Raw genomic sequence first — 18,257 nt, 5'->3', positions numbered from 1 at the left:
TCTGCTATTGCAGCTTTTTCACCTCGTTGATCATCCAGTCATAAGACATTGGCCCGATCACGTGCTGTCTAATTACCCCTTCTTTATCAATGATAAAACTGGATGGAATAGAATACACTTCATATTGTTGGCTAGTGGCTCCCGTTGGATCCAAAGGCACCGTAAAACTAATTTGATATTCGTCAATAAACTTCTGTATATGATCTTTGCTTTTCTCGGCAGAAGTCAGGTTAACAGCTACAACCTCTACTCCTTCATTCTTATGCTTCTCATAAAACTTTTGCATATCCGGCATTTCTGCCTTGCATGGAGGACACCAAGTGGCCCAAAAATTTAAAATAACTGTTTTTCCCTTATAATCAGTCAGATTAAAGGGCTTATTATCAAGTGTAGTTAATTGAATATTTGGTGGCTGCTGTCCAACTAAAAGACCGTATTTACCATCAGTGCTTTGATTCTCTCCCTCAGAGCTGCTATTGCTTTCAGCATTACTTTCTGATCCGGCAGTCTCCGCTTTTGAATCCGGAGTCTCTTCTATATATTCTTTATACAAAAAAACTCCCATGAATGCCACTATTACAACTGCCAGTACTACCTTCCAATTCATCCTTCCTTTACCCCCTATTTAAAATGTAAAAATAGCAAACTTGGCAAAATAAGCACTAATTTTTGTCATTTGGCCCGTAAAAACTAACAATCCAAGAACGATCATCACTGAACCATTTATTATGGAGAGCTTTCCTAAATAACGGTTCACTGTACGGATGATACGCATAGATTTTGTCATCATAAACGAGATCAATAAAAACGGAACCGCCATGCCTAACGAATAAACAACTAACAGCATGATCCCCTGGCTAAACGTCGTGCTCGAACCAGCAAGAAGTAAAATAGATGATAAAGTTAATCCGACACAAGGAGTCCAGCCGCTTCCAAAAGCCACACCAAGCAAAATGGACGAAAACCAGTTTTTCGGTTTCTGCAGCCGATGATCCCATTTTTTCTCTTTCATTAAAAAGGTAAATTTAAATAAACCAAGCATTTGCAGGCCGAATGCAACGATTAATATTCCACTCAAATGTTCGATTAACTGCCGGTTGGCCTGAAAGAGCTGTCCGATTAAAGTAGCCGATGCTCCCATTAACATAAACACCAGACTGAAACCGATGACAAAAGCAAACGAACGCTGAATTAATAAACGCCGGTCCACATGAAGTTTTTGATCTTGAATGTTCCCCCCTGTTAAATGAGAGATATAGGCAGGAAGTATAGGAAAGATACACGGAGAAAAAAAAGACAATAACCCTGCTCCTAACGCAACTAGTAATGAGACTTGTTCCATCTTGTCACCCTTTCATTTTTATCTCCTTTATTTTGGAGGATGTTTGTTAAGAAATGATGAAGAAGATGAAAAAAGACAGAAGAATGTTTTCTTCTGCCTTAGTAAATATTCATTTTATACACTGATAATAGATGGAGAATGATTAGATTCAAAGCGCTTTTTATCCTTAAGAAAGCCGCTGATTGCTTCAACTGCCTGCTTGCCTTTATAATTTCTGGGAGATGTAATTCCTTTAAAAAGCTGTTCTCCTGCACCAGCTATCTTATAAGTTTTTCGGGTATCAAGCCCTTGTCCATTGATTAGTAATTCTTGAATGCGGCTCCCTTTCGGATTGTAAGGTTTGAATGCCATAAATAAACCTGATGAACGCAAAATATAGCCGCCCTTTTGTTCGAAAGGATCAGATGAGAAGACTTGCTCCAGATTCTTTTCAAGAGCTTTGAGGAGAATTTCTCCGGAAACGTCCATCGTAAACACTTCAGGATTCGTGGGAATAATACTGTGTATATCATATAATGTAACAGGGCCTGCAGGAATGGGCGTTCCATATCTCCATCCGTGTGAAAATGCAAGGTCAGCATCAAAAGAATGCAAATAAGCATCCGTAATCAGCCGGTCCATTGGGGCTTCATTTAGCGTCATTCTATGCAGAATCTTGTCTGTCCTCCCAACGATCTCTTCCATTTGAGGAGCATAAGGCCTTAAAATAGCTTCAATCATTTCCTTCATTTCTTCATCTTCCTTGTAGTCATGTTCAAATAAAGGAATTAATTCATGTTTATAATCTATTATCTTCCCGTTATCTACTGTAACATCAAGACGCCCAATGAAAGAACTGCTGGCTCCGGATTGAACAATGAGAGTTTCTCCTTGTATGATTGGCTTTTTTACCCGGTCATGGCTGTGCCCGCTCAAGATAATGTGAATTCCATTGATCATAGAAGCCAGCTTTACATCCAGCGGCAGACCCATATGGCTTAACAGCACAATCAAGTCAACCTTTTCATTCCTCAACTTCTCTACGATTTGTTCAACTTCTTCTATGCCTTTTGAAAAAGCAAGCCCATCTGCAAAACCGGCTGGCATTGTCTGATCTACGTATGGATAAGTAAGGCCAATTACTCCCACTTTCATTCCTGATAATTCCTGTATAATATAAGGGGAAAAAACGAACTCATTTGAACCCTCGTGTTTTACATTACAGGCAAGAGTAGGGAAAGAAAGCTGTTCAGTGAGAGAAAGCAGCTGCTCTTTTCCGTAGGCGAATTCCCAATTTCCTGGTACGAAGCCATCAAGCGGCAGCATTCGCAGAGCAGTTAAAATAGCTTCTCCTCTTGAGGAAACTAAAGGAGCCGTGCCATGGAACAAATCACCTCCGTCAAAGAACAATACATTCTGCTTTTGCTTTTTTACTTCTTTTATATAGTTAGCAATCCTGGAAAAGCCGCCTGCCTTATGAATTTGCGGACCATTCCCTTCCCAAAATAATTCATGATGCAGTTCAATGCTGCCGTGTGTATCATTTTGTTGAATAATTGTAACCTCTTTACTCATCTTTTCACTCCCTTACTTGTTTACCTTTATCATTACCCGGTCGAAAAATATAAACCGCACTATGGATCCATTTTAATCTGCTGTTGTTAACATTTAATGAAGATAATGCAAAAGACAGAAGGACTCTTCCTTCTGCCATTCTATAAGTCTGTATTTTGAATGCTGCTTCCATCATCCCACCGCATCAATGCAGCCAATCAGTCTGTTTTCAATATCTTTTGCTATTTCTTTTAATGCGTTATTCTCCAGCATGGCAATTAAAGCTGTCGGCTTCAGCATCCCAATATTTGTTTGCCCATTCTCTTCATAGACGACAATCTTACAAGGAAGGAAATACCCGGCCAAACTCTCTTCTTCGAGCACTCGTTTTGCCTCATGCGGATTGCACACTTCCAACACAATAAATTTTTTGTTGAATTCCACTCCTTTTTCTTGAAGTTTCTCTTTAATATCAAACTGCCAGAGCACTCCAAACTTTTCGCTTTTTAAAGACTCCTCCAGCTTCGTAAGAGCTTCTTCTAAAGGAACAGACACAGCTTTCGTATAGTGAAACATCATTTTATTCCGCCTTTCTATTTCGTTATTTCATGCAGGCTTCATACACCCATTTCACTCTTATTCTTTTCCATCATGACCTCTTTACAAACATGAAGCCTTTAGGTGTTCTTTCGAGATGTAACCATTCAGGCATAAAAAAACAAGGCTGCTGAATGAGCCTTGTTTTTTACGATTATCACCTTGCTGACTGGGCATTGGCGATTGCCCGGCTGCCGATATCTTTTCGATAGAAAAAGTGATCTGTTTGAATGTTCTCTATTTTTTTATAAGCTTCCTGTTTGGCCTCTTGGATAGAAGGGGCGATGCCTGTGACAAGTAACACGCGGCCGCCGTTCGCACAGATTGTACCTTCTTCATCTTTAAATGTTCCTGCATGCAGCACACTTGAAGAATCCACTTTTTCAAGACCTTTAATTGGATGGCCTTTTTCGTAACCTTCCGGGTATCCCTCCGCCGCAAGCACAACACCGAGTACCGCTTCATCTTTCCATTTCAAGTCAGGATCTTTTTCAGCAAGCACGTCAAGGAAAACTTGGGCAAGATCCGAATCGAGCCGAGGAAGAACAACCTGTGTTTCCGGGTCGCCAAAGCGAGCGTTAAACTCGATTGTTTTTGGCCCTTCCTTTGTCAGCATCAATCCGGCAAAAATAATGCCTGTGAACGGCCGGCCTTCCGATACCATCCCCTTCGCAATTGGAAGCAGGACTTCCTGTATAGACTGGTCAATCACATCTTGTGAAATATGAGGAATCGGTGAATAGGCACCCATTCCGCCCGTGTTCGGTCCTTCATCATTGTCAAACGCCCGTTTATGGTCCTGGGCCGCTTCCATCGGATACACATGTTCGCCGTTTACAAACGCCATCAAAGAGAACTCTTCTCCTTCAAGATATTGCTCGATGACGATTTTAGAAGATGCATCCCCGAATTTTTTATCGACCATCATTTCTTCGAGAGAGGCAAGCGCTTCTTCAAGCGTCATAGCTACAGTGACGCCTTTTCCGGCTGCCAGCCCGTCCGCTTTTAATACAATTGGCGCCCCTTGTTCTTCAATATAAGCTTTCGCGTCTTCGTAAGTATGGAACGCTGCGTAGCGGGCAGTAGGAATATTGTACTTTTCCATCATCATTTTAGCGAAAGACTTACTGCCTTCAAGCACCGCTGCCGCTTTGTTTGGTCCGTATACTTTTAAGTCTTTTTCAAGAAAATGATCCACGATGCCGCCAGAAAGCGGATTTTCAGGACCAACAACAGTTAAATCGATCTTTTGGCTAAGCGCAAAGTCGCTCAACGCGGCAAAATCCATTTCATCAATCGCCACGATTTCAGCATCTTGTGCAATCCCTGCATTGCCCGGTGCACAAAAAACTTTTTCTACTTGAGGACTTTCCGCAAGCTTTTTGCAAATTGCATGTTCCCTGCCTCCGCGGCCAACAACAAGAATGTTCATTTTCGTCCACCTCGCTTGATTAATGTTTAAAATGTCTAATGCCTGTCATGACCATGGCAATGCCATATTCATCAGCTTTTTTAATAGAATCCTCATCCCGTACAGATCCACCCGGCTGAATAATTGCCGTAATGCCCGCTTTGGCTGCTGCTTCCACCGTATCGTCCATTGGGAAAAAGGCATCGGAAGCAAGAGCTGCTCCATTTGCTTTTTCACCGGCCTGCTCAAGAGCGATTTTAGCTGCACCGACGCGGTTCATCTGACCTGCTCCCACACCGAGCGTCATCTTGCTGTCGGTGACAACGATCGCATTGGATTTCACATGTTTAACAACTTTCCAGCCAAGCTTGAGAGCTGCCCATTCTTCTTCAGTTGGCTCCCGTTTCGTGGCCACGCGGACGTCTGCATTGTCGAGCGAATGAAGATCAAGGTCTTGAACGAGCAGGCCGCCTTCTACAGATGTCAGCACTTTTTCAGCAGAATGGCCGCCATCAAATGAAAGTGTCAGCAAACGAATGTTTTTCTTCGCTGTTAAAACTTGCAGGGCTTCCTCTGTAAATTCTGGTGCAATGATGATTTCCAAGAAGATTTCATGCAGCTTTTCAGCGAGCGCTTGATCTACGGGACGGTTCAGCGCCACAATCCCTCCGAAAATAGATGTAGGGTCAGCTTCATAGGCACGTTCATAAGCTTCCTGAATCGTACTGCCCGCGCCAACTCCGCATGGATTCATATGTTTTATTGCTACTGCTGCCGGCTCTGAAAACTCTTTTACAATTTGTAAAGCGGCATCCGCATCGCGAATATTGTTGTATGACAACTCTTTTCCATGCAGCTGCTTTGCACGCGCAACTGAAAAAGCAGAGCCGAGCGGCTGTTCGTAGAAAGCAGCTTGCTGATGCGGGTTTTCTCCGTAACGGAGTGATTGCTTTAATTCATATGTAAATGTCATTTTTTCTGGTTGCTTTTCGTCCGTCAGTTCTGTCATGTAACTGGCGATCATCGCGTCATAGGCCGCGGTATGACGGAACACTTTCGCTGCCAGCTTTCTTCTCGTTTCTTTCGTCGTTTCACCGCTTGTTTTTAACTCAGCTAAAACCGTTTCGTAATCAGCAGAGTCGACAAGAACGGTGACATACTCATGATTTTTTGCAGAAGCGCGCAGCATGGCAGGGCCGCCGATGTCAATGTTTTCAATCGCATCTTCCACTGTGACATCCGGCTTGGCAATCGTTTGCTGGAACGGATATAAGTTGACGCAGACGAGATCAATCGGTGTGATTTGTTGCTCTTCCAGCTGTCTTGCATGATCAGCCTCGCCCCGTTTAGCAAGAAGACCGCCATGAATAAACGGGTTCAGTGTTTTGACACGGCCTTCGAGAATTTCCGGAAACCCGGTTACGTCACTGACACCCATAACAGGCAGGCCCGCTTCTTCGATCATTTTTTTCGTGCCGCCTGTTGATATAATTTCAAAATCTAAAGCTGTCAGTTCTTTTGCCAAATCCACGATACCGCTTTTATCCGATACACTGAGTAAAGCGCGTTTTTTCATTCTTTTGTTCCCTCCATAACTGCTTCAGTTAAAAGTGTTTTAATTACCTTTGGGTACAGCTCATGCTCAATCCCCTGTATTTTTTCCTGCAAAGATTCTCGGGTCTCATCTACTGCCATCTTGACACTTTCCTGGTCGATAATCGGCCCTGTATCCATTCCTTCATCTACAAAGTGAACCGTGACTCCAGTAACCTTCACCTGCGCATTGAAAGCCTGTCCAATCGCGTCTTTCCCCGGAAAAGCAGGAAGCAGAGAAGGATGAATATTCACTATTTTTCCACGATAAGCATTTAAAAGTGTTTCTCCAATTAAACGCATATACCCTGCAAGAAAAATAAAGTCAACTCCGGCTTCCCGGAGTTTGCTGACTATTTCTTTTTCAAATTCAAGTTTAGACGGGTAGTCTTTCGCACGGAAAGAAAACACCGGAATTTGAAATTGTTCCGCACGTTTGATCACATACGCATCCGGCTGATCACAAATTAACATCGCAATACTGGCTGGAATTTCCCCTTGTTGAACAGATTGTGCAATCGCCTGAAAGTTGCTTCCGCTGCCGGATGCAAACAAGGCGATACGGCTTTTTTTCCCTTTGCTCATGACTTAAATTGGACTCCTTCACCTGAAATGACGCGCCCAATTGTACAGGCTTTCTCCCCTGCTTGTTCAATCAGCTGCTTCGCTGTTTCTTCTTCCGCTGCAGACACAATCATCACTAGCCCGATGCCCATGTTGAAAATGTTGTACATTTCTTTAAAATCAAGTTCTCCGTACGTTTTCAGTGCATGAAAGACTTCCGGAACCTCCCACGTTCCTTCCGTAATTTCAGCTCCTAATCCTTCCGGCAGGACGCGCGGAATATTTTCAATGAAACCACCGCCTGTAATGTGGGCCATTCCTTTTACATCCATTTTTTTCAATACTTCAAGAACCGGCTTTACGTAAATCTTTGTCGGCGTTAACAGCACTTCTCCAAGAGGAGCAGACAGCTCTTCCAGTTCCGCCTCGGGTTGAAGGCTATGTTTATCAAAAAAGATCTTGCGGACGAGTGAGAACCCATTGCTGTGTAACCCGCTTGAAGGCAGTCCGATAATAACATCTCCTTCTTGGATGTCCTGGCCTGTAATCAGCTTGCTCTTTTCTGCGACACCCGTTGTAAAACCGGCAATATCATATTCCCCGTCACTGTACATGCCAGGCATTTCCGCTGTTTCTCCGCCGATTAACGCACACCCTGCCTGTTCACAGCCATCGGCTACACCTTTAACAATTTGCTCGATCTTTTCAGGCAAAGCCTGGCCGCAGGCGATGTAATCAAGGAAGTAAAGCGGTTCTGCTCCTTGAACAATGACATCATTGACGCACATAGCTACGCAGTCAATGCCGATCGTATCATGACGGTCCATCATAAAGGCGAGCTTCAACTTCGTTCCGACTCCATCTGTTCCGGACACTAATACAGGCTCTTTGACATTGACAGAAGACAAATCAAACATACCGCCAAAACTGCCAAGCGCTCCCATAACACCCGTGCGGTTTGTCCGCTTTACATGTTTTTTCATCCGTTCAACTGCTTCATAGCCCGCTTCAATATTTACTCCTGCCGCTTCATACGACTTTGCCATTTAAATAATCCCCCTTACATACTCATAACTGCACGAACAGACAGCTGTTCTTTTATTAACACAGCGTTTCTTTGTCATGTGGATGCATCGTATCCGGTAAAATTTCCGTTGGATAATCTCCTGTAAAGCAGGCGAGACACTGACCGCAATGACCATTTTGCTTTTCGTGTCCGATCGCTTCAATCATTCCTTCAACACTCAAAAACGTTAAAGAATCAGCACCAATTGCTCTTCTCAATTCCTCGTCTGTATGAGTGGCTGAAATTAATTCTTCTCTTGTAGACGTATCAATTCCGTAATAACAAGGATTTTTAATCGGCGGTGAACTAATGCATACATGCACTTCTAACGCACCCGCATCTTTCAGCATTTTCACAATGCGCTTGCTTGTCGTGCCGCGTACGATCGAGTCATCTACCATGACTACCCGTTTTCCTTCCACGACACCACGGACAGGAGACAGCTTCATTTTCACACCTTGCTCACGCAGAGCTTGAGAAGGCTGAATAAACGTCCGGCCGACATAACGGTTTTTAATTAATCCCATTTCGTACGGAATGCCCGTCTCTTCTGCAAAACCGATCGCAGCCGAAATACTTGAATCCGGCACACCTGTAACAACATCCGCTTCGATATTCATTTCTTTAGCAAGCTGAATGCCGAGACGCTTTCTCGCACTATGGACATTGATGCCGTGAATATCGCTGTCGGGACGGGAAAAGTATACATATTCCATCGTACAGATCGCCTGATTTGTCGCCATTGAAAAGCGTTCAGACCGCACTCCGTCCTTGTTAATAATCAACAATTCTCCCGGTTCGACGTCACGAATAAATTCAGCGCCAACAATATCAAAAGCGCACGTCTCAGAAGCGACACAATACGCGTCTCCGATCTGGCCGAGTGATAAAGGGCGCAAACCGTTCGGATCAAGGGCCACGAGCAGTTCGTTTTCTGTCATGACAAGAAAAGCATAAGCGCCTTTCAGCATAGACAGTGCATGTTTCACACGGTCTTTCATCGCACCAAATCCACCGCGGCGGATTAAATGAGCGAGTACTTCTGTATCAGAAGTCGTTTGGAAAATGCTCCCTTGGGCTTCAAGCTGGTGTCTTAGAGAAGTAGCATTAATTAAATTGCCATTATGGGCAAGAGCAAGGCTGTCAGATTGAGAATGAAACAGCAGCGGCTGGACATTTTCATATCCGCCGCCTCCTGCTGTTGTATATCTAACATGTCCGATTGCACCAGAACCGGGCAATTCCCGGACTTTCTCTTCGCTGAAAATCTCTGCTACAAGGCCTTCACCTTTAGCGCCGCGGAGTTTTTTGCCGTCCGATACTACGATTCCGGCGCCTTCCTGGCCACGGTGCTGTAAACTTTGTAAACCGTAATAAGTGATTTGCGCTGCATCCTCATGTCCCCATACGCCAAATACGCCGCATTCTTCGTTTAAGCCTCTGACTTCAGCAAGCATGGGATAGCTCCTTTCCAGATGTCTTCAAGTTCATTGACCTCCGCTTGGATGATTAGTTCGCTTTGCTGTTTTACGATGAAGCTTGCTTCTGTAGTTACTTCTCCAACTAACTTTGCATCTGCCACAATAGATTCAAATGACTCTTGATTTTCTTTGCTGACAGTGACGATAAAACGAGACTGTGTTTCGCTGAATAAAGCAGCTGTTTGATCGATGTTCTCAGTGACCGAAACGTTTGCTCCAAGTCCGGTACCGAAAGCTTTTTCTGCAAGAGCTACCGCAAATCCGCCTTCAGCCACATCATGTGCTGATTGAACCGTACCTGCCTGAATCGCTTGAAGGAGAGCTGCTTGTCTTTTTTCCTCTACAGCTAAATCTAACGCTGGTGCTTTACCGAAAATTTCGCCGCCATTCAACAATTTTTGCAACTCGCTCCCGCCAAATTCAGCCGCGGTTTCTCCAATGACATAAATAAGATCCCCTGCTTGTTTAAAGCTTTGCGTTGTTACGTGAGATAAGTCTTTAATTAAGCCGACCATGCCCACAACTGGCGTCGGATAAACAGCTGTTCCGTTCGTTTCGTTATAGAGAGAAACGTTTCCGCCGATGACAGGCGTGCTCAGTACCCGGCAAGCTTCGCTCATGCCGTCTGTTGATTTTTCAAGCTGCCAGAAGATTTCCGGATTTTCCGGGCTGCCGAAGTTCAAGCAGTCTGTTATTGCCAATGGTTCGCCGCCGGAACAAACGATGTTACGGGCCGCTTCAGCCACTGCAATTTTCCCGCCTGTTTCAGGATCAAGATATATATAACGAGAGTTGCAATCCGTCGTCATTGCTAGTGCTTTATTCGTGCCGCGTACGCGGATGACCGCCGCATCAGAACCTGGTGTTACAACTGTATTTGTCCGTACTTGGTAATCATATTGCCCGTATACCCACTCTTTGCTCGCAATTGTCGGCTGAGAAAGAAGTTGAATTAACGTTGCTTTGAAATCCTCTACTTGAGGTGTTTCTTGTGCCATCGCCTGGTACTCACGATAGTAAGCCGGCTCTTCTGATGGCTTATAGTACACTGGTGCATCTTCTGCAAGCGCATCAGCAGGCACTTCTGCAACGACTTCTCCTTGATGGATAAGACGGAGCATGCTGTCATCTGTTACACGGCCGATAGAAGCTGCTTCGAGGCCGTATTTGGCGAAAAGCTCTTCAATTTCTTTTTCTCTGCCTTTTTTAATGACGATCAGCATCCGTTCTTGTGATTCTGACAACATCATTTCATAAGGGGTCATGCCTGTTTCACGCTGTGGCACAAAGTCAAGGTTCATCTCAATCCCTGAACCTGCTTTACTTGCCATTTCCGCCGAAGAACTAGTTAATCCGGCTGCCCCCATATCTTGGATACCAACGAGCGCATCATTTTTCACGAGCTCAAGACAAGCTTCAAGCAGCAATTTTTCCATGAACGGATCGCCTACTTGAACAGCCGGGCGTTTTTCTTCTGATTCTTCACTTAATTCTTCAGAAGCAAATGTAGCTCCGTGAATGCCGTCACGGCCTGTTTTTGCGCCGACGTACATGACTGTATTGCCGATGCCTTTTGCCTGGCCTTTTTGAATATCTTTATGATCAATTAAACCAACACACATCGCATTAACGAGCGGGTTGCCTTCATACGTGTGGTCAAACTGGATTTCTCCGCCTACTGTCGGAATGCCGATACAGTTGCCGTAGCCCGCAATCCCTGCTACTACTTCTTCAAATAAATACTTCACGCGGCTTGACTGAAGCTCGCCGAAACGAAGTGAATTTAACATAGCAACCGGGCGTGCACCCATTGAGAAAACGTCACGAATAATGCCGCCGACGCCTGTTGCTGCCCCTTGATACGGTTCAATGGCGGATGGGTGGTTATGGCTTTCGATTTTAAAGACGACCGCCTGCTCATCACCAATATCAACAATTCCCGCTCCTTCTCCAGGCCCCTGAAGAACACGTTCACCTGTCACTGGGAATTTGCGAAGCACCGGTTTGGAGTTTTTGTAACTGCAGTGTTCAGACCACATAACAGAAAAAAGACCGGTTTCCGTGTAGTTTGGCGTCCGTCCTAAGATTTGCTCCGCTTTCGCGAATTCCTCATCCGTCATGCCCATTTCACGGTAGATTTTCTTTTCTTTAATTTGCGATGTATTAGGCTCAAGCATTAACGACATGAGATTCCCTCCAATGTTTCACAATTGATTGAAATAATTTTAATCCGTCTGCGCTTCCAAGAAGCTCATCGACTGCCCGCTCCGGGTGAGGCATCATTCCGAGGACATTGCCTTTTTCATTCACAATGCCAGCGATATCTATAAGACTGCCGTTTACATCTTCTCCATAAGCGAAGACGATTTGGTTATTTTCCTGTAATTTCTTCAATGTTTGTTCATCACAATAATAGTTCCCTTCACCATGCGCAATAGGAACCGTGATCGTTTCTCCTTTTTTATATAAGGAAGAAAACATCGTTTCATTATTTTCCACTTTCAACTCCACTTGCTTGCAAATGAACTTTAAATTTTTATTGCGAAGCATAGCACCTGGCAACAAGCCTGATTCGAGTAAAATTTGGAAACCGTTGCACACACCAAGAATTGGCTTACCTGCTTCTGCTGCTTTTTTCACTTCATTCATTACCTTTGAAAGGTGAGCGATCGCTCCAGAACGAAGGTAATCGCCGTAAGAAAAGCCGCCCGGCAATAAAATGCCGTCATAGCTGCTCAGATCATCTGCATCATGCCAAACGAAGTCCACCTCTTCACCAAGTTCGTCTTTTACCGCATGAAACATATCAACATCACAATTAGATCCCGGGAACACGATTACTGCGAATTTCACTGCTGAACACTCTCCTCAATCTCATATCGGTAATCTTCGATGACTGGGTTGGACAAAAGCTTTTCACATACTTCTTTCACTGTCTTTTCTACATCTTGGTTTTTTTCGTTGATTGTTAACTCCATATATTTGCCGATACGTACATCTTCGACGCCTTCGTAGCCGAGGTTAGTTAACGATTGCTGGACTGCCTTCCCTTGCGGATCTAATACACTTTCTCTTAACGTTACGAATACTTTTACTTTATACATGTTTGATTTCCCCCTAATCTCTTAAATACTTCTTTGTATGCTTCAACTAAATTACCTAAATCGCGGCGAAACACGTCTTTATCCAATTTGCGGTTTGTTTTCTTTTCCCATAGACGGCACGTATCCGGTGAGATTTCATCAGCCAGCACAATGGCGCCATCCTTATCTTTGCCAAATTCAATTTTAAAATCAATCAAATCTATGTCCATATCTGCGAATATTGAAAGCAGGGCTTCGTTAATCGCCAGTGCCTGTTTCTTCATCTCCGCCACTTCTTCTTTCGAAGCGATTTTTAATAACTGGATGTGATCCTCAGTAAGAAGCGGATCTCCGAGTTTATCGTCTTTAAAGTAAAATTCTACAATCGGCTGATCGAAAACCTTTCCTTCTTCCAGTCCAAAACGCTTGGCCAGGCTGCCGGCTGCTGCATTTCTCGTCACAACTTCAAGCGGGATGATGGTCACATGTTTGACGAGCTGCTCATGTTCTGAAAGCTGTTCGATAAAATGTGAAGGGATGTTGAGCTCTTTAAGCTTTAAAAAGATGAAACTGCTGATTTCGTTGTTCAGTCTTCCTTTGCCTGCCAGCTCTGCTTTCTTTTCTCCATTAAAAGCAGTTGCTGAATCTTTGTAGGAAATCAAGACGACATCTTCTTGGTCGGTTGCATAAATCCGTTTCGCTTTTCCTTCGTAAAGCATCGAGCCCTTTTCCAATGTAACTCCCCCTTGCAGAAATAATATAAATCTTCAGTCACTCATGAGAAGGCCCCGCCTGGAACGGTCATCTTCCTATCGCTATTGATCTAGCCCAAGACGGGTGAAAATTGTATCTACGTGCTGTAAATGATAGTTGTAGTCAAAACAGTTGGCAATTTCATCAGCCGTCAATTTTCCTGTGATTTGCTCGTCCGCTTCAATCAGCTCGCGGAATGGCACTTGTCTTTCCCACGCTTCCATCGCTTTTGGCTGGACAGTGTCATAAGCAGCTTCGCGCGCCATGCCTTTATCGATCAAAGCAAGAAGTACGCGCTGCGAGTAAATTAACCCTAACGTCCGGTCCATGTTGCGCTTCATGTTTTCAGGAAACACGGTTAAATTTTTCACGATATTGCCGAAGCGGTTCAGCATGTAATTTAAGGCGATCGTCGCATCCGGCAAGATGATTCGTTCTGCGGACGAATGGGAAATATCGCGTTCATGCCAAAGCGGCACATTTTCATACGCTGTCAGCATATGGCCGCGAATAACACGGGCAAGACCGGTCATATTTTCCGAACCAATTGGATTTCGCTTATGCGGCATTGCGGAAGATCCTTTTTGACCTTTTGCGAAAAATTCTTCCACTTCACGTGTTTCACTTTTTTGCAGCCCGCGGATTTCGACAGCGAATTTTTCAATGGACGTCGCAATTAAAGCGATCGTGCTCATGTAATGTGCATGACGGTCACGCTGCAATGTTTGCGTTGAGATCGGCGCCGGCTTCGTTCCAAGGTGTTTACACACATACTCTTCTACAAACGGATCAATATTCGCATACGTGCCGACTGCGCCGGAGATCTTGCCGTATTCTACTCCGTCAGCCGCTTGGTTGAAACGTTCAAGGTTTCTTTTCATTTCTTCATACCAGAGAGCCAGTTTCAAACCGAATGTTGTCGGTTCCGCATGAACGCCGTGTGTCCGGCCCATCATGACAGTATATTTATGTTCTTTCGCTTTTTCACGGAGAATATTGACAAAGTTTTCAAGGTCTTTTCTTAAGATGTCATTTGCCTGCTTCAGCAAATAAGATAATGCCGTATCAACTACATCTGTAGAAGTCAGGCCGTAATGCACCCATTTCCGTTCTTCTCCGAGCGTTTCAGACACTGCGCGCGTAAAAGCAACGACATCATGACGCGTTTCTTCTTCAATTTCTTTAATACGGTTTACATCGAACCCCGCATGTTCACGGATTTTTTTCGCGTCTTCTTTCGGGATATCGCCAATTTCCGCCCATGCCTCACAAGCAAGTATTTCTACTTCCAGCCAAGCTTGATAGCGGTTTTCTTCCGTCCATATAGCTCCCATTTCCGGGCGTGTATAACGTTCGATCATTTCGATTGGCCTCCGATCATCTTTCTACTGTTGCTCCAGATTCCGCTCGCCTCTATCTTTTCTAACGCGGCATTTAATTCTTTGGTCAAAATCGTTATATGGCCCATTTTTCTTTTAACTTTTGCTTCTGCTTTGCCGTACAAATGAAGGGACCATTCCGGATGGTTAGCAAGCCCTTCCATCACACCTGCCACATGTTCACCAAGGATATTGACCATAATTGCCGGCTTTAATAGTTCCGGTGCCTTCAGCGGCCAATTGCAAATGGCGCGAATGTGCTGGCCAAACTGGGAAATGTCGCATGCCTCAATTGTATAATGCCCTGAGTTGTGAGGTCTTGGCGCCAGTTCGTTAATGTAAATTTCTCCATCTTTCCCAACAAACATCTCGACCGCGAGCGTGCCAACAAGTGAAAGTGCTTCTGCAATTTTTTTAGCTGCTTTTACGGCCTCATCTTTCACTTCATCCGCTACTCCTGCCGGTACAATCGTCTCATGGAGAATATTTTCTCTATGTATATTTTCTCCAACTGGAAAATAAGTTGTTTCTCCTTGAAGGTTTCGCGTAACAATGACAGAGATCTCTAGTTCGAAGGGAATCCATTTTTCCAGAACACATACTCCATGCTGCAAAAGTTGGGCTGCTTCTTCAATTTGCTCCGCTTCTTTAATGACAAATTGCCCTTTGCCGTCGTAACCGCCACGTGCTGTTTTTAAGACAGCAGGATATCCCAGCGTACTTATCGTATCACAAATTTCTTCCGCTTCGTTGATCACCGCGTAAGGTGCAACAGGGACGCCCGCCTTCGCAATGGCTTCTTTTTCCGCTACACGGTTTTGCGTAATTTTGATCAGTTCCGCTCCTTGTGGAATAAATGCTTTTTCCTGCAGTTTCTTCAAGCCTTCGTAATCAATATTTTCAAATTCATACGTAATGACATCACTTACGTCAGCGAGCTGATTTAGGGCCTCCGGATCATCGTATGAAGCATTGATTTCTATATCAGCTACTTGTCCGCATGGAGAGTTTTCCCCCGGTTCGAGCACAGCAATTTTAAAGCCTGCTTCTTTTGCAGCAAGGGCCATCATGCGGCCGAGCTGTCCGCCGCCTATAATTCCTATCGTCTGGCCGGGCATAATCATTTGTCTAGACAAGTTGATCACTACTTTCCAACACAGTTTTTTCAAGCTTTTGACGACGTTCTTCAAGTCGTGAGGCCACTTCTTCATTAGTGATAGATAAAATTTGCGCGGCCAACAGCCCGGCGTTCACAGCACCCGCTTTGCCGATAGCTACTGTCGCCACCGGCACGCCTCCTGGCATTTGTACGATGGAAAGCAAAGAATCCATGCCATTCAACGCTTTAGACTGTACCGGCACACCGATGACCGGCAATGTCGTTTTGGCAGCAACCATGCCGGGAAGGTGGGCCGCTCCGCCTGCACCGGCAATAATAACTTTTATGCCGCGCTCTCTTGCTTTTTCTGCGTATTGAAACATTAAATCCGGTGTACGGTGGGCAGAAACAACTTTTTTCTCAAAAGCGATCTCCAGTTCTTCCAATACGTCACATGCATGCTTCATCGTTTCCCAATCAGAGGTACTTCCCATTATTACGCCAACTTCTACAGACATGATTGACCCTCCAAAGTAAGTTATCAAATATAAAAAGCCCAGATGGCTGCTTCTCTTGTAAGAGAAAGCAGCTCATCTGGGCAAAAAAGCTTGTTAAGTATGAAATAGACTCCAGATAAGTTGTGCTTTCCCCATAGTCCAATCATTTACGGTAATCGGGTAGAAACTTGCAGGCCATATTCCCGCTATTATATGAGGTGCCGTATTTGTCATCTACATCTTAACAAGCTTAAAAGAGTATTGTCAATAAAAATCGAACGATTATATTCATTCTTTTTTTAATGTTCGTGTTTAAGGCTTCAATTTTCCTTCAAAGATAATTTCTCTGCCAGCTGGTGTGTATTTCTTTTCTCCATTGACGATTTCTTCTTTAAAAATCGGCTGCTCCATTCTTCTGACAGGAAAATATCCTTCTTTCTTAATACGATCAAGACATTGATCGATGGTTTCATTTTCCTCTACGCGAAATTTCTTTTTTTTACTCATTACCTAACTTCCCTCTTTTTACACTTTTCACTAAGAACCCACCATAAATAGTCTTCGGTTCATAGGCAATAATAAACGATTTAGGGTCCAATTCTTTAATCTTATTGTATAGTTTTAATTCATATTTTCTCGGAGTTAAAACCTGCAGGGCCATTCGTTCCCCTTCGAGGCCATTGGCTGCCCAAGTTGTGACGCCATACCCTTCAGCACGCAGCTGCTTTGGCAAATCTTTATCATATTCTTTCGTTATGACATTCACAGTAATATAGCCAAGTGCGAGCTTTTCCTCAAGCTTCATACCGGCTAGTACCCCAAGTCCATATCCAACGGCATAAGCAACGACATTTTGGATTTCATTTAAATTATCAAGCACAAGCCCCAACCCAAAAATGTAAACGACAATTTCAATCATACTCACAAGCGCCGCATAATAGCGGTATCCTTTCAAAGTCAAAATCATCCGAATCGTAAAAAATGACACGTAACACACATTAATAACTAAAATAATCAGCGCCATAATCAATCCATTTTCAAGCACCGGGGTACCCTCCTTTAAAATAAGAAATTAAAACTAGCTATCTTCTAAACATTGACGTAAGTTTATCACAGATTAGTTAGAGAAAAAAGAATAGAAAATGAAAAGACCGCTGTTATGGTACACTAGCAATGGAGTGATGTAATGTGGAAAAAAGCACAATTCAACCACTGATTTTGCTGGCGTTAATCTTTAGCGGCTTCTCGATGGGTTTGTACAGCTATTCGTCATATGAGGAGGAACAATGGGGTCGTTCTGCACTGTTTGCTGCTTTATGTATTTGTTTTATTGGAGTCAGTTTGTACGGATGGTGTCGGAATAAGCAAATAAGAAAGTGATAATCAACAGTTTGAAAGCTTTGTTCATCAACTTGCTATTCATTTACTTTTTCTTTACCTACAATACAACAAAAAAAGAACAGCCTTCGCTGTTCTTCATCATTATTTGCCTGGCAGCGTCCTACTCTCACAGGGGGAAACCCCCAACTACCATCGGCGCTGAAGAGCTTAACTTCCGTGTTCGGGATGGGAACGGGTGTGGCCTCTTCGCTATCGCCGCCAGACTGTATAAAATTGAAAGAGTTATTCTTTCAAAACTGGATAATATGTTGTATAAGTAACCGGCAATACCATGCCATTTGGTGTTATTCATTTATTCCGTTCAGGCGTGTTTCAGCGCCTGGACGTTTCGTTTTTGGTTAAGTCCTCGATCGATTAGTATTCGTCAGCTCCACGTGTCGCCACGCTTCCACCCCGAACCTATCTACCTGATCATCTTTCAGGGATCTTACTAGCTTGCGCTAAGGGAAATCTCATCT

The 18,257-nt window shown here is 44.0% G+C and carries 19 protein-coding genes, 2 rRNA genes and 1 riboswitch; of the genes, 1 reads left to right on the top strand and 20 read right to left on the bottom strand.

From position 1 onward, the window contains the following. Positions 1 to 4: 4 nt before the first annotated feature. From F9802_RS14205 to F9802_RS14120, 18 genes are all read right to left on the bottom strand, one after another. Complete coding sequence (locus F9802_RS14205; RefSeq protein ID WP_152153092.1) at positions 5 to 607, bottom strand: TlpA disulfide reductase family protein; 603 nt, start codon at positions 605 to 607, stop codon at positions 5 to 7. An 18-nt stretch (positions 608 to 625) separates the two neighbouring features. After that, the gene (locus F9802_RS14200; protein WP_152153090.1) at positions 626 to 1,342 is read right to left on the bottom strand and encodes a cytochrome c biogenesis CcdA family protein; all 717 of its coding nucleotides are present in this window, start codon (positions 1,340 to 1,342) and stop codon (positions 626 to 628) included. Between the two features lie 114 nt (positions 1,343 to 1,456). Beyond that, positions 1,457 to 2,896 carry a bifunctional metallophosphatase/5'-nucleotidase gene (locus tag F9802_RS14195; protein ID WP_152153088.1) on the bottom strand — a complete coding sequence of 480 codons (1,440 nt, stop codon included), beginning with the start codon at positions 2,894 to 2,896 and terminating at the stop codon, positions 1,457 to 1,459. 171 nt (positions 2,897 to 3,067) lie between these two features. Continuing rightward, a complete protein-coding gene (locus F9802_RS14190; protein ID WP_152153406.1) occupies positions 3,068 to 3,451 on the bottom strand; it encodes a DUF302 domain-containing protein in 384 nt (127 codons plus the stop codon). 178 nt (positions 3,452 to 3,629) lie between these two features. Beyond that, positions 3,630 to 4,904 (bottom strand): phosphoribosylamine--glycine ligase, encoded by a 1,275-nt coding sequence (gene purD / locus F9802_RS14185; RefSeq protein ID WP_152153086.1) that lies wholly within the window; start codon positions 4,902 to 4,904, stop codon positions 3,630 to 3,632. Positions 4,905 to 4,923: 19 nt separating this feature from the next. Further along, the gene (purH, locus tag F9802_RS14180; RefSeq protein WP_152153084.1) at positions 4,924 to 6,459 is read right to left on the bottom strand and encodes a bifunctional phosphoribosylaminoimidazolecarboxamide formyltransferase/IMP cyclohydrolase; all 1,536 of its coding nucleotides are present in this window, start codon (positions 6,457 to 6,459) and stop codon (positions 4,924 to 4,926) included. Continuing rightward, positions 6,456 to 7,061 (bottom strand): phosphoribosylglycinamide formyltransferase, encoded by a 606-nt coding sequence (gene purN, locus F9802_RS14175; protein WP_152153082.1) that lies wholly within the window; start codon positions 7,059 to 7,061, stop codon positions 6,456 to 6,458. Before purN ends, purH begins: the two co-directional genes overlap by 4 nt. Beyond that, positions 7,058 to 8,086 (bottom strand): phosphoribosylformylglycinamidine cyclo-ligase, encoded by a 1,029-nt coding sequence (gene purM / locus F9802_RS14170; RefSeq protein ID WP_152153081.1) that lies wholly within the window; start codon positions 8,084 to 8,086, stop codon positions 7,058 to 7,060. Before purM ends, purN begins: the two co-directional genes overlap by 4 nt. 55 nt (positions 8,087 to 8,141) lie before the next feature. Beyond that, positions 8,142 to 9,563: an amidophosphoribosyltransferase gene (gene purF, locus F9802_RS14165; protein ID WP_152153079.1), complete on the bottom strand. Its 1,422-nt coding sequence runs from the start codon at positions 9,561 to 9,563 to the stop codon at positions 8,142 to 8,144. After that, on the bottom strand, positions 9,539 to 11,773 hold the full coding sequence (gene purL / locus F9802_RS14160; protein ID WP_152153077.1) for a phosphoribosylformylglycinamidine synthase subunit PurL: 2,235 nt from the start codon (positions 11,771 to 11,773) through the stop codon (positions 9,539 to 9,541). The genes purF and purL overlap by 25 nt, the downstream gene beginning before the upstream one ends. Beyond that, positions 11,757 to 12,440 carry a phosphoribosylformylglycinamidine synthase subunit PurQ gene (gene purQ / locus F9802_RS14155; RefSeq protein ID WP_152153075.1) on the bottom strand — a complete coding sequence of 228 codons (684 nt, stop codon included), beginning with the start codon at positions 12,438 to 12,440 and terminating at the stop codon, positions 11,757 to 11,759. Before purQ ends, purL begins: the two co-directional genes overlap by 17 nt. Then, positions 12,437 to 12,691, bottom strand: a complete 255-nt coding sequence (purS, locus tag F9802_RS14150; protein ID WP_152153073.1) for a phosphoribosylformylglycinamidine synthase subunit PurS — start codon at positions 12,689 to 12,691, stop codon at positions 12,437 to 12,439. The genes purQ and purS overlap by 4 nt, the downstream gene beginning before the upstream one ends. Continuing rightward, positions 12,679 to 13,404, bottom strand: a complete 726-nt coding sequence (gene purC / locus F9802_RS14145; protein ID WP_152153071.1) for a phosphoribosylaminoimidazolesuccinocarboxamide synthase — start codon at positions 13,402 to 13,404, stop codon at positions 12,679 to 12,681. The genes purS and purC overlap by 13 nt, the downstream gene beginning before the upstream one ends. Positions 13,405 to 13,485: 81 nt before the next feature. Next, positions 13,486 to 14,784: an adenylosuccinate lyase gene (gene purB, locus F9802_RS14140; RefSeq protein ID WP_152153069.1), complete on the bottom strand. Its 1,299-nt coding sequence runs from the start codon at positions 14,782 to 14,784 to the stop codon at positions 13,486 to 13,488. Beyond that, complete coding sequence (gene purK, locus F9802_RS14135; protein ID WP_225435370.1) at positions 14,781 to 15,926, bottom strand: 5-(carboxyamino)imidazole ribonucleotide synthase; 1,146 nt, start codon at positions 15,924 to 15,926, stop codon at positions 14,781 to 14,783. The genes purB and purK overlap by 4 nt, the downstream gene beginning before the upstream one ends. A gap of 4 nt (positions 15,927 to 15,930) precedes the next feature. Beyond that, positions 15,931 to 16,419 carry a 5-(carboxyamino)imidazole ribonucleotide mutase gene (gene purE / locus F9802_RS14130; protein WP_152153067.1) on the bottom strand — a complete coding sequence of 163 codons (489 nt, stop codon included), beginning with the start codon at positions 16,417 to 16,419 and terminating at the stop codon, positions 15,931 to 15,933. A gap of 114 nt (positions 16,420 to 16,533) precedes the next feature. Further along, a riboswitch (purine riboswitch) is annotated at positions 16,534 to 16,635 on the bottom strand. A 75-nt stretch (positions 16,636 to 16,710) separates the two neighbouring features. After that, positions 16,711 to 16,905, bottom strand: coding sequence for an NETI motif-containing protein (locus F9802_RS14125; RefSeq protein ID WP_152153065.1), 195 nt, complete (start codon positions 16,903 to 16,905; stop codon positions 16,711 to 16,713). Beyond that, positions 16,898 to 17,443, bottom strand: a complete 546-nt coding sequence (locus F9802_RS14120; protein WP_152153063.1) for a DUF2179 domain-containing protein — start codon at positions 17,441 to 17,443, stop codon at positions 16,898 to 16,900. Before F9802_RS14120 ends, F9802_RS14125 begins: the two co-directional genes overlap by 8 nt. Positions 17,444 to 17,586: 143 nt before the next feature. Between F9802_RS14120 and F9802_RS14115 the strand changes: the two genes are divergently transcribed. Then, positions 17,587 to 17,778, top strand: coding sequence for a hypothetical protein (locus F9802_RS14115; RefSeq protein WP_152153061.1), 192 nt, complete (start codon positions 17,587 to 17,589; stop codon positions 17,776 to 17,778). 108 nt (positions 17,779 to 17,886) lie between these two features. Here the strand turns inward: F9802_RS14115 and rrf are convergent. Both rrf and F9802_RS14105 read right to left on the bottom strand, forming a co-directional pair. Beyond that, positions 17,887 to 18,002, bottom strand: a 5S ribosomal RNA gene (gene rrf, locus F9802_RS14110). A gap of 131 nt (positions 18,003 to 18,133) precedes the next feature. Next, positions 18,134 to 18,257 (bottom strand): 23S ribosomal RNA (locus F9802_RS14105); the annotation flags it as partial.

It is taken from the genome of Bacillus aerolatus, assembly GCF_009183655.1.
Classification (GTDB): domain Bacteria; phylum Bacillota; class Bacilli; order Bacillales; family Domibacillaceae; genus Pseudobacillus; species Pseudobacillus aerolatus.
Note: the sequence above shows the minus strand (reverse complement) of the source record. Positions and strands in the feature narration are given on the sequence as shown.